Source organism: Pedobacter sp. Leaf170 (genome assembly GCF_920984665.1).
Classification (GTDB): Bacteria; Bacteroidota; Bacteroidia; order Sphingobacteriales; family Sphingobacteriaceae; genus Pedobacter.
On sequence record NZ_CAKLBP010000011.1, the window covers coordinates 25,511 to 36,741 of the forward strand.

12 protein-coding genes are annotated in these 11,231 nt (G+C 35.4%); 4 read left to right on the forward strand and 8 right to left on the reverse strand.

Annotated features, from left to right (window positions below; translation table 11 throughout):
• Window positions 1–34: 34 nt before the first annotated feature.
• Both folP and cdaA read left to right on the forward strand, forming a co-directional pair.
• Complete coding sequence (gene folP, locus LUA90_RS18885) at window positions 35–886, forward strand: dihydropteroate synthase (RefSeq protein ID WP_231492159.1); 852 nt, start codon at window positions 35–37, stop codon at window positions 884–886.
• A 216-nt stretch (window positions 887–1,102) separates the two neighbouring features.
• The gene (gene cdaA / locus LUA90_RS18890) at window positions 1,103–1,894 is read left to right on the forward strand and encodes a diadenylate cyclase CdaA (RefSeq protein ID WP_231492160.1); all 792 of its coding nucleotides are present in this window, start codon (window positions 1,103–1,105) and stop codon (window positions 1,892–1,894) included.
• 86 nt (window positions 1,895–1,980) lie between these two features.
• On the opposite strand, the gene LUA90_RS18895 is transcribed toward cdaA, so the two are convergent.
• The 7 genes from LUA90_RS18895 to recJ form a co-directional block, all read right to left on the reverse strand.
• On the reverse strand, window positions 1,981–2,391 hold the full coding sequence (locus LUA90_RS18895; protein ID WP_231492162.1) for a BrxA/BrxB family bacilliredoxin: 411 nt from the start codon (window positions 2,389–2,391) through the stop codon (window positions 1,981–1,983).
• Between the two features lie 102 nt (window positions 2,392–2,493).
• Window positions 2,494–2,952 (reverse strand): CCC motif membrane protein, encoded by a 459-nt coding sequence (locus LUA90_RS18900; protein ID WP_231492164.1) that lies wholly within the window; start codon window positions 2,950–2,952, stop codon window positions 2,494–2,496.
• 7 nt (window positions 2,953–2,959) lie between these two features.
• Complete coding sequence (locus tag LUA90_RS18905) at window positions 2,960–3,283, reverse strand: DUF2752 domain-containing protein (RefSeq protein ID WP_231492165.1); 324 nt, start codon at window positions 3,281–3,283, stop codon at window positions 2,960–2,962.
• The gene (locus LUA90_RS19585; protein WP_370635375.1) at window positions 3,267–3,695 is read right to left on the reverse strand and encodes a YkvA family protein; all 429 of its coding nucleotides are present in this window, start codon (window positions 3,693–3,695) and stop codon (window positions 3,267–3,269) included. Before LUA90_RS19585 ends, LUA90_RS18905 begins: the two co-directional genes overlap by 17 nt.
• 44 nt (window positions 3,696–3,739) lie before the next feature.
• Window positions 3,740–5,257 (reverse strand): GH3 auxin-responsive promoter family protein, encoded by a 1,518-nt coding sequence (locus LUA90_RS18915; protein WP_231464107.1) that lies wholly within the window; start codon window positions 5,255–5,257, stop codon window positions 3,740–3,742.
• A gap of 9 nt (window positions 5,258–5,266) precedes the next feature.
• Window positions 5,267–6,007, reverse strand: a complete 741-nt coding sequence (gene lptB / locus LUA90_RS18920; RefSeq protein ID WP_231464108.1) for an LPS export ABC transporter ATP-binding protein — start codon at window positions 6,005–6,007, stop codon at window positions 5,267–5,269.
• Window positions 6,008–6,139: 132 nt separating this feature from the next.
• Entirely contained in the window at window positions 6,140–7,843 is a 1,704-nt protein-coding gene (gene recJ, locus LUA90_RS18925; protein ID WP_231492167.1) for a single-stranded-DNA-specific exonuclease RecJ, read from the reverse strand.
• 112 nt (window positions 7,844–7,955) lie between these two features.
• Here recJ and LUA90_RS18930 point away from each other — a divergent pair, with 112 nt between their 5' ends.
• Window positions 7,956–8,720: an MBL fold metallo-hydrolase gene (locus LUA90_RS18930; protein ID WP_231464112.1), complete on the forward strand. Its 765-nt coding sequence runs from the start codon at window positions 7,956–7,958 to the stop codon at window positions 8,718–8,720.
• A 547-nt stretch (window positions 8,721–9,267) separates the two neighbouring features.
• Here LUA90_RS18930 and LUA90_RS18935 read toward each other — a convergent pair.
• The gene (locus LUA90_RS18935) at window positions 9,268–9,840 is read right to left on the reverse strand and encodes a YceI family protein (RefSeq protein WP_231464114.1); all 573 of its coding nucleotides are present in this window, start codon (window positions 9,838–9,840) and stop codon (window positions 9,268–9,270) included.
• 338 nt (window positions 9,841–10,178) lie between these two features.
• Between LUA90_RS18935 and LUA90_RS18940 the strand changes: the two genes are divergently transcribed.
• Window positions 10,179–10,538: a VOC family protein gene (locus tag LUA90_RS18940; RefSeq protein ID WP_231492169.1), complete on the forward strand. Its 360-nt coding sequence runs from the start codon at window positions 10,179–10,181 to the stop codon at window positions 10,536–10,538.
• Window positions 10,539–11,231: the final 693 nt, after the last annotated feature.

Here is an 11,231-nt window from a genome sequence, read left to right on the forward strand (position 1 = left end):
TTAAAGCGAAACCCAAATCCCGAAAGGGTTTAATATGGCAGAAAAAAACTTTTTTAAACCTAGGCAAAGTCTTAATATTAAAGGTAAGATATTCGATTTGAGTACACCAAAGGTGATGGGAATTTTGAATATAACACCAGATTCATTTTACACCAAAAGCAGAACAAACACCGTTGATGATGCAATCAGAAAAGCTGAACAGTTTTTAAATGAAGGTGCAAGTTTTATTGATATTGGTGGTTATTCTTCCAGACCTGGTGCAATAGATATTTCTACTGATGAAGAGCTTTTTAGGTTAATACCGATTGTGGAAGCTTTAAATAAACATTTGCCCGAAGCCACAATCTCTATTGATACTTTTAGAGCCAAGGTTGCTAACGAAACCATTTTAGCAGGTGCGCATTTAATTAATGATATTTCTGCCGGAGATATGGATGAAGAAATGTTTAGCACAATTGCCCGCCTGCAGGTTCCATACGTATTTATGCACATGCAAGGAACGCCTCAAAATATGCAACACAATCCTCAATATGAAAATGTTACCTTAGATATAATCGATTATTTTGCCGAAAAAGTAGCGCAATTAAGAGCATTGCATGTAAATGATATCATCCTCGACCCTGGCTTTGGATTTGGCAAAACGATAGAACATAATTATCAACTCTTAAGTCGGTTAGAAAACTTCAAAATTTTTAATCTCCCGGTTTTAGTTGGTTTCTCCAGAAAGGGAATGATTCACAAAGTATTAGGCACTTCTGCCAGCGAAGCCTTAAATGGAACAACTGTTTTAAACACAATAGCATTACAAAAAGGTGCAAAAATTTTAAGAGTTCACGATGTTAAGGAAGCCGTAGAGTGCATTAAATTGGTTAATTGTTTGGAGTAGTTATCTGAATCTCCTCCTCATTGCGAGGCAAGAAGCAATCTTTCTATTTAGATTGCTTCGTGCCTCGCAATGACGTTACGTGTCAAATATTACTGATGATAAAATCTAGGGTTCAATCAAGAACTTAATAATACGACAATTAAAACAGTTAACCTAAACCATACAATTTAATCATTTAACAAAAAGAAACGTCCAACATTTACTATCTTGCCGTAGATGAAAAGTTTTGATTTCGATTTCCTTAAAATATCACCCACTGATGTAGTAGACGTTGTGCTTGTTGCACTGTTAATCTATTATGTATACACGCTTATTCGTAATACCCTTGCTGTTAATTTACTGGTTGGAATGTTTGTAATAACCGTTTTCTACTGGATAGTAAAAGGTTTACACATGGAGTTGCTTACCGCCATAATTGAAAAATTTATGAGTGTGGGCATTATTGCGCTAATCGTAATTTTTCATCCCGAAATAAGAAGATTTTTGTTACTTATTGGTAAAAATGCCTTCCTTCAAAAAAATAAGGCTTGGTGGGGCTATTTATTTGGTAGAAAAGAAATTGAACGCAACAATCTAACCCGTATAAAACCCATCATCGACGCCTGCAAAACCATGAAAAAAACACGAACGGGTGCTTTAATTGTATTTGTTAAGTTTTATGATGAACAGTTTTTTGCAAATAGTTGTGAAGTTGTTGAGGCCAAAATATCTAAGCGATTATTAGAAAGTATTTTCCAGAAAAACAGTCCTTTACATGATGGTGCTGTGGTTATTTCTGAGAATAAGATAAAAAGTGCAAGTTGCATTTTGCCTTTAACTGATAACGATCAGCTTCCATCTCAATTTGGTTTGAGGCATAGAGCCGGAATTGGTGTTTCTGAAACAACTGATGCAGTTGCTGTGATTATATCAGAAGAAACGGGGGAAATTTCATACGCTAAACAAGGTAGAGTTAGGATGAATGTTTCATTCGGCGAACTAGAGAAATTACTAAATAAGGATTTTTAGAAATCACAGATTTAAGAAAATAAAAAAAGGATTACACAGATATAGTTACCAAAACCTGTGCAATCTCTTCAATAATTTTATCTGTATTAACAGTATTGCTCAAAAGCACCAATAAGGTTATCAGCAATCATTTGTGCTGGTCTGCCTTCAATTTGATGGCGCTCAATCATGTGTACTAACTTACCATCTTTAAATAATGCCATTGCCGGTGAAGATGGCGGATAAGGCATCATATAATTTCTAGCCTGATCTACTGCTTCTCTTTCCATTCCTGCAAAAACAGTAACCAATTTATCAGGATGTTTTTCATGCGCTGCTGCTACTTTCGCTGCCGGGCGAGCATTTGCTGCTGCACAACCACAAACAGAATTTACAACAACTAAAACAGTTCCTTCACCTTTAATAGCTGCATCAACTTCTTGTGCATTTTTTAATTCTTCAAAACCAACGTTGGTTAATTCCTTACGCATTGGCTCAACTAAATATTCTGGATACATTTATCTTATGTTTTGATTTACAATATAATGTACAAAAATAACAAAATCGAATGGCATGCACCATTCGATTTATATTTTTAAGGTAAAATTAAAAAGCTGCAATTATTGTAAGCCTTTTAAGATTTCCTGCATTTTCTGTGGGTCGTTCATCATTCCAAAACCAAAAATAACAATGATTGCGATGTAATAAAGCAATGAAATGATATTTAGCACTAAGCCTACAATGGCACAAATTCTACCGGCTTTTAAGTTTTTGAAAGAGCTTTCTGTATACGTTGATGGGTTTAATTCATATAATGCTTTATCTTTTTTGCTTAGCACTAATGCAATTATCGCAGGAATTAAACCCAGGATACCGTAACAGCAACAGAATGCAATTGATAATATCCCTAAAACCAGAACTATGGTTGCATTTGGTAAATTTTGATAACCCATTCCTCCGCCAAACTGACCAAATGGTGGCTGCTGTTGAAACGGTGGAGGCGTTACTGGTGGTGTATTAATAGGTTGAAAAGATTGATTCTCTGGTTGGTTTTCCGGTTGATTTTGTTCTTCAGACATAGTATAGTTAACTTATGAGTTGATGGTTGTATATTTTGTAAATGTAATTGATTACAACAATTACTGCAATAGCAATAAATGTACTTTTGATAATCAAAGCACCGAATTTAAAATCGAATTTTAGATGGAATATGGTGTAAAAACCCAAAAAAACCATTAAGATGGTTGGAGGATATAACCTGAAAGATTCGATAAAATCACCCTGTAACAGCGCCATTCCCGAACGTTGCAAGCCACAACCCGGACAATCGAAACCAAACTGAGCTTTAAAAGGGCATGTGAATAAATGATGATTTAACCAGTTGAAAAAACCATTATGTTGCTGAGCCATTGAGTTCATTTAGGTCTAACTGTTTATCTTTCCAGGCCCTATATTTTTCTAAATCCTTTAAAACTTGCTTATAAACCAGGTTCAAAATAAATACATCATCTATGAAACCTAAAACCGGTATAAAATCGGGTATAATATCAATAGGAGATAAAAAATAAAGAATACCGCCCAATATTGAAATGATTGACCTTTTTGGAATTTCAGTATAATGGCCATTAACATAATCTTTAGCAATCGCGAAAAGTAAGAGCAATTTACTCCACACGCCTTCCAAATCACCTTTATTGGTAACTGCTTTTCCTAATGCATCGTTTATGGTTTGTTTAGCCTTGCTTTTATTGTTTAATAAAACACTTGCCTTATTTTCCGATTTTTTAAAAAAATCTAATATCTTTTTTCTGTCTAATTTCATGGAGGTTATTTCAATGTAAAATGTAAAACGAAAAAAGTATAATTTTATTGAGATTTCATCATTTCCAGAATATCATCCACATACTTTCTTTCATTTGCAAGACGAGGAACCTTATGCTGACCGCCCAGTTTATTCTTCGCTTTTAACCAATTATAAAAAGTATTCGACGCTGCATTATGCACTTTCGGACGGCAGAGCGCCAAATCCTTAAATCGCTTTGCATCATAATCAGAGTTTATTTCACGTAAGGTATTATCCATTACATCGATAAACTTTTCTAAATCATCTGGTTGCTTATCAAATTCTATAATCCACTCATGTCCACCAGCCTTTTCGCCTTCAAAATAAATTGGCCCGGCGGTGTAATCTTTAATTTCAGCGCCTGTTACAGCACAAGCTTTAGTTAAGGCCTGTTCTGCATTATCAATAATCACCTCCTCACCAAATGCGTTTATAAAATGTTTTGTTCGCCCTGTTATTTTAATACGATAAGGTTCCAGTGATGTAAACTGAACCGTATCTCCTATCATATAACGCCACAAACCGCCGTTTGTAGAAATTACAATAGCATAATTTTTATGTAACTCAACATCGCCCAACAAAAGTGCGGTCGGATTTTCTTCTCCAATATTTTCCATCGGGATAAATTCATAGAAAATACCATAATCCAACATCAAAAGCATTTCCTCCGAATTATCCTGATCCTGAATTCCGAAAAAACCTTCAGAAGCATTGTAGGTTTCCAGATAATACATATCCGGAGATGGAATAAGCTGCTTAAATTGCTCGCGGTACGGACCAAAATTTACCGCTCCGTGAACGTATAGTTCTAAATTTGGCCAAACTTCAAGCAAGTGTTTTTTACCCGTAAGTTCCAACACCTTTTTAGCTAACACGATTGTCCAGGTTGGCACACCAGAAATGCTGGTTACGTTCTCGTGGATGGTGGCTTCTGCCATTCTATCCATCTTCACTTCGTAATTATCCATCAAGGCGATAGACATATCCGGCGTACGATAAAACTCAGCCCAAATAGGTAAATTCTTAATCAGCACAGCTGATAAATCACCATAAAAGCAGTCTTCGTTTAATTGGTTAACCTGATGACTTCCACCCAAAACCAAACCTTTACCAGTAAACATTTGGTTATCGGGGCGATTATTGCAGTAAATAGACAGCATGTCTTTACCGCCTTTAAAATGGCATTCTTCCAAACTTTCTTCAGATACTGGAATGAATTTACTTCTATCACTAGTTGTACCAGATGATTTTGCAAACCATTTAATATCAGATGGCCATAAAATATTTTGCTCACCATTAAGCATCCGCTCGATGTAAGGCTTTAAAGTATCATAATTTTGAACAGGAACCCGCTCTTGAAATTGCTGAGGTGTTAAAATTGATTTGTAATCATAAAGCTTGCCCCATTCTGTATTTTCAGCGCTATCAATTAAGGTATGAAACCATTCTTGTTGCACATCATGCGGATATTTCATAAAAAGCTCAATCTGGTGGATTCGCTTTTTCATTAACCAAGTAAAAATAGAATTTACTATTGCCATGAGCTTTTCTTAAACATCAAAATTCTTACGTTTTAAAACAAAGTTAGAACCTAAATAAACCTTTCTAACCATTTCATTTTCGGCCAAAACCTCAGGTACACCCTGCTCTAAAATCTTACCTTCAAAAAGCAAATAAGCCCTATCGGTAATCGAAAGCGTTTCCTGAACATTATGGTCGGTAATTAGAATACCAATATTTTTATGTTTTAGTTTTGCAACTATCGATTGAATTTCTTCAACCGCAATCGGATCTACGCCCGCAAATGGTTCATCAAGTAAAATAAAACTTGGGTTTGCAGCCAGAGCTCTCGCAATTTCGGTCCTTCTACGCTCGCCACCAGATAATAAATCGCCTCTGTTTTTGCGTACTTTATGCAAACTGAATTCATTAATTAATTCTTCCAGTTTATCTTTCTGCTCTTCCTTGCTAAGTTTAGTCATTTCAAGTATAGAAAGGATATTATCTTCAACAGTTAGCTTTCTAAAAACTGATGCTTCCTGGGCTAAATAACCAATACCTTTTTGCGCCCGGCGATACATTGCATCTTCTGTAATGTCCTCATCTTCAAGAAAAATCCTACCTTCATTGGGCTTTATTAAACCAACAATCATGTAGAATGATGTTGTTTTCCCTGCCCCGTTTGGCCCAAGTAAACCAACAATTTCACCCTGACTAACGTTAAATGAAACATCATTAACAACAGTTCGCTGTTTATATTTTTTAACAAGATGCTCAGCTCTTAATATCATTATTTATTTAAATTTTTGATTTACGACTACCATAAATCCAAATCAACATGTTCAAATTATGTCATTCTGAATTTATTTCAGAATTTATTTAGCAATACAGGAAAAAAGAGTTTGTTCTTTTATCCTTGCTTCTTATTCTATTGTCTTAATGCCTTTAATATTTAACTGCAAACGCTTTTTATCACGCCACACATTTTCTTCTAAAGTATAGCAAACCGAGAACGGAACATTTGGTTGTAAAAGTTTCTCAAATTCTGCTAAACCAAAAGCAATGCCTTCAAAAATACTCGAATTTTGTTGTTTTATATTAATTTTTAAGTGATTTGCCCCAACAACAGTTGGATACTGAGCAAGGTAAACATTATGTGTTACAAAAATTGGCGCCATATTTTCTGGCCCGAACGGACCCATTTGTGCTAAAACGCGATAGAATTTCCCATCAATTTGAGCAAGCTCAATTTCTGCATCAATTTTTATCATGGGCGTTAAAAGCTCATCGGTTATGGATGCAGATACAATTTCTTCAAATTTATCAGCCAATGCTGCAACATTGCTTTCTTGCATAGTTAAGCCTGCGGCAAACTTATGGCCGCCATATTGATCTAATAAATCTGAACAACCACTCAAAGCTTCGTACAAATCAAAACCAACCACCGAACGGCAAGAACCTGCAACATGACCGTTTGATTTTGTAAGTACAATTGTTGGTCGGTAATATTTTTCGGTTAACCGGGATGCTACGATACCAATAACGCCTTTGTGCCAATTTTCGTTAAAAACAACAGTAGTTTTGCGATTAATTAAGATTTCACTATCGCCAATCAAAGCTAAAGCTTCGCGGGTAATATCCTGGTCGTAAGTTTTACGTTCGGTATTTTTTAAATTAATTGATTCGCTCTGCTCTAAAGAATTGCCATCAGCCTGGCACAGCAACATCGCTACGGCATGTTTTGCATGGTCTATTCTGCCCGCAGCATTTATCCGCGGACCTAATGTAAAAACCACATCAGTTATGGTATAATTTTCGGTTTTGCCAGAAACCTCCATCAAAGCCCTCAAACCTTCGCAAGGGTTTGAGTTTAGTTTCTGTAAACCATAATAAGCTAAAATTCTGTTTTCACCAACCACAGGAACAATATCGGCGGCAATGCTTACCATAACCAAATCCAGGTATTGCAAATAGGTTTCCTGTGGCAGTTCATACTGCTGAGCATAAGCCTGAGCGAGTTTAAAGCCGATTCCACAGCCAGCAAGTTCTTTAAATGGATATTCGCAATCACTTCTTTTCGGGTCTAAAACCGCTAAAGCTTTTGGTAATTCATCGCCTGGTAAATGGTGGTCGCAAATGATGAAATCAATACCTAAGTCATTTGCATAATCAATCTTATCAATTGATTTTATACCGCAATCTAAAGCAATAATTAGAGTAAAACCCTTTTCTTTAGCGTAATCAATTCCTGCTGTAGAAATACCATAACCTTCGAGGTATCTATCTGGTATGTAATATTCTATGTTGGAGGTTAATTGAGAGAAAAAGCTATAAGCGAGCGCTACAGAAGTGGTACCATCAACATCATAATCGCCATAAATTAAAATCTTCTCCTGATTATCAATGGCAACTTCAATTCTGGCCACAGCAACATCCATATCCTTCATTAAAAAAGGATTATGAAGGTGATTTAAATTTGGCCTGAAAAAATCTTTTGCTTCATCAAAACTGCAAATATTCCTTTGCACTAATATTTGCGCAAGTGAACGGTCTATATTTAATTCTTCAGCTATTTTATTAACAGTATCATCATTACAATCTGATGCTTTTACCCATCTTTTTTCCATTTATTCTTTCTCCGAACAGTAAATATACATTTTAATTGAATACTTAAACACAATGCCAAAACGAATGAAGAAATAGATTGTTAACTTTACAGCACATTAAAACTAATATATTTTGCAAGTTCATACCTTATTTGAAGGCACCTACTCTGTAGATGCTACGAAAAAATTTATTCCTTTTGATTCTGCTATTCATAATTTTAGAGATAGACCAGCATCTTTATTTATTAATGTACAGCCATTTTTGGTTGAGCTAAAAAACGACTTGATTTTATTTGATACCGGATTGGGTTTTAGTGATGACCATGGTGAATTAATTTTGCATAAAAATATTCGCAATGCAGGTTTCGACCCAACAGATGTAACTAAGGTTTTAATGTCGCACTTACATTATGATCATTCTGGTGGTATGATTCATAAAATTGGTGATAAAGCACAACTTAGCTTTCCGGATGCAGAATACGTGATTAATCGTGGCGAATGGGAAACTGCTTTTAGCAGCACATCATCCTCTTATCATACCGACATTTTTGAGGTTGTTCAAAGAAATGCGCAATTAAAATTTATTGAGGGTGATGGCAGCTTAGATGAAACAATTGCTTTTGAATTTACGGGTGCGCATTGTCCGAATCATCAGGTTTTTTTATTAACTGAAGGTAACCAGAAAGTATTTTTTGGCGGTGATGTTTTGCCAGAGCCGGGCGAATTAATTAAAAATTTTATTGCCAAATATGATTTCGATGGCCGCAGGGCGATGGAATTGCGCAAAGAATTTGGCAAAAGAGCAGCAGCAGAAAACTGGGAGTGTTTATTTTACCATAGCAAAGACCAAGCTACCGGTTTTGTTGATGAAGTTGAGGGTGGATTTAAGATAAGGTAGTGGAAAGTTGAAAGTGAAAAGTTGAAAGTGATAAATTCAAAGTGAAAAGTTGAAAGTATAAAGTTCGTAGTTGACTATTGAAATTTAAATATTCATGAATTATTTACAAATATCCGTTGGCTAAGGCCAACGGCTAGGTAAATGCAGGTGCAAAATAAATTTGAAAGCCTAAGGCTAACCAGATAGTTTCATGATTTCATTGCCGTCAGTTTCAACTGACGGAAGAATGATAAGCAACCAAGGCTTCAGCACATTCTGCAATTTGCATCCTTTGTTTCTTGCAGTTCTGTAAGTGTTTAAACCCGATAGCAGCGAAAATACTTTTTCAAACCTATAAGTTTTTCAAAACCTTATAGGTTTGAAAAAGATTGTAGCGAATAGCGGGAACAAACATTAAAATTAACTACAAAACTGCTTTCCAAAATATTATAGAAAACATATTATATCGAGGTTTTTATATGCGCATGATGATTGCTTCATACCTGGCGCCGACAAAAAAAAGCGCCCAATAAATTGAGCGCTTTATATTTTTCCGAGACCTAGAGAATTATTTTTTAGCTACTAATTTAACAGCTAACTCGAAATTATCATCGATTGCTTTGTCGCCAATGCTATCGAAGAAAGATTTTGAACCGTAACGGATGTCATATTTAGTTCTATCAACAACGATTTTACCAGCTAAAGCAGATACTGTACCATCAGCATTAACAGAGATAGTTGCAGGGAAAGTTACCGGTTTAGTGATGCCTTTGATTGTTAAGTTACCTGTTACATTTGTACCAGCAACTTTAGTAATTACGAATGTTGAAGTTGGGAATTTAGCTACTCCGAAAAAATCATCAGCTTTTAAGTGGCCTTCTAATTTAGCGCTACCATCAGCATCTTTTATAGAGTTCATATCGATAGTGAAAGTTCCACCAGTTACTTTTTTACCATCAACGTTTAACGTTCCTGATTGTAAAGCGATAGTTCCGTTGTGAGAACCTGTAACTTTTTTCCCAACCCAGGTAATGGTTGATTTTGCTGCATCTACAGTGTAAGTTACTGGTTTAATAGTTGTAAAAGCTGATAATGACACAACTGCAACTAATAAAAAGATTGAAGAGATTTTTAATTTCATTTTCTGGTTTTTTAAAATTTGATACAAAGATATACTTAACATTGCTTGGTTGCTATTGATGTATGTTAAGTTTTTTAAAATTATATGATTTATTTAAAATCATTCTATTGACTGAAAAATATTGTGGAGGTTTAATTTGACGGCTTAAAAATGATTAGGAAAAGCAAATGCAGCAGCGTTGTTTAATGTTAGTCGGGCTTTCCATTAAATTCCCGATGAAAAATCGGGAGATATCATTTCAATCCCGTTTAGGTGGGCAATGCGGTGCTTCTATTTAGGATTTCAAAATGTCCAACCAATATTTCATTATATTAGTAAGCAAATAAATAAAAGAAATAATGAATCACAATGCAAAATCAATCCGCCAGTTTATTGGCGCTAAAGATTTCGAGATATCCAGGAACTTCTACCGCGATTTAGGTTTTGAAGAAGTAACTTTAGGTAACCAAATGTCGGTTTTTAAGAGCGGCAATATGGCTTTTTATTTACAAAATGCCTACGTTAAAGATTGGATTGAAAATACCATGGTATTTATGGAAGTTGACGACATTAACCGCTTTCACGATGATTTGTCTGCTTTAGATTTAGATAAAAAATATAATGTTAAACCTTCACCCATCAAACATGAAGATTGGGGCAGCGAATGTTTCTTGCTAGACCCAGCCGGAAACTTATGGCATTTTGGAGTGTTTATTTAAATAGTTTCTGTTTTGCGCCTGAATTGAGGTGCAAAAAAAATCTGCAGGCTTTATGAAAATGAATTCAAAAACTTACAGATGATTTATTTGTTTCATGAAGACACGAACCAAGGCTTAATTATCTAAAATGAGATTGCTTCGTTGGCTGAAAAAGCCTTCTCGCAATGACGAGTAGGAAAGTCAAAATCGTCATTTCGACTGGAGCGCAGCGTAATGGAGAAATCTTTGAACATAGGTTGTCAGTACAAAGATTTCTCGGCTGCGCCTGAATTGAGAGGCAAAAAAAATCTGCAGGTTTATGAAAATGAATTCTAAAACTTGCAGATGATTTATTTGCTTCGTAGAAACACGAACCAAGGATTAATTATCTAAAATGAGATTGCTTCGTCGGCTGAAAAAGCCTTCTCGCAATGACGAGTAGGAAAGTCAAAATCGTCATTTCGACTGGAGCGCAGCGTAATGGAGAAATCTTTGAACATAGGTTATTAGTACAAAAATTTCTCGGCTGCACCTGAAATGCCGAACAAAAAAATCTGCAAGCTTTAAAAAAAATGAATTCAAAAACTTGCAGATGATTTATTTGCTTCGTGGAGACACGAACCAAGGGTTAATTATCTAGAATGAGATTGCTTCGTCGGCTGAAAAAGCCTTCTCGCAATGACGGGCAAAAAAGTCAAAATCGTCATTTCGACT

What these genes read in the sequence shown, in the direction of transcription:
- folP (WP_231492159.1), top strand. Translation starts at nt 35, where the DNA reads ATGGCAGAAAAAAACTTTTTTAAACCTAGGCAAAGTCTTAATATTAAA.
- cdaA (WP_231492160.1), top strand. Translation starts at nt 1,103, where the DNA reads ATGAAAAGTTTTGATTTCGATTTCCTTAAAATATCACCCACTGATGTA.
- LUA90_RS18895 (WP_231492162.1), bottom strand. Translation starts at nt 2,391, where the DNA reads ATGTATCCAGAATATTTAGTTGAGCCAATGCGTAAGGAATTAACCAAC.
- LUA90_RS18900 (WP_231492164.1), bottom strand. Translation starts at nt 2,952, where the DNA reads ATGTCTGAAGAACAAAATCAACCGGAAAACCAACCAGAGAATCAATCT.
- LUA90_RS18905 (WP_231492165.1), bottom strand. Translation starts at nt 3,283, where the DNA reads ATGGCTCAGCAACATAATGGTTTTTTCAACTGGTTAAATCATCATTTA.
- LUA90_RS19585 (WP_370635375.1), bottom strand. Translation starts at nt 3,695, where the DNA reads ATGAAATTAGACAGAAAAAAGATATTAGATTTTTTTAAAAAATCGGAA.
- LUA90_RS18915 (WP_231464107.1), bottom strand. Translation starts at nt 5,257, where the DNA reads ATGGCAATAGTAAATTCTATTTTTACTTGGTTAATGAAAAAGCGAATC.
- lptB (WP_231464108.1), bottom strand. Translation starts at nt 6,007, where the DNA reads ATGATATTAAGAGCTGAGCATCTTGTTAAAAAATATAAACAGCGAACT.
- recJ (WP_231492167.1), bottom strand. Translation starts at nt 7,843, where the DNA reads ATGGAAAAAAGATGGGTAAAAGCATCAGATTGTAATGATGATACTGTT.
- LUA90_RS18935 (WP_231464114.1), bottom strand. Translation starts at nt 9,840, where the DNA reads ATGAAATTAAAAATCTCTTCAATCTTTTTATTAGTTGCAGTTGTGTCA.
- LUA90_RS18940 (WP_231492169.1), top strand. Translation starts at nt 10,179, where the DNA reads ATGAATCACAATGCAAAATCAATCCGCCAGTTTATTGGCGCTAAAGAT.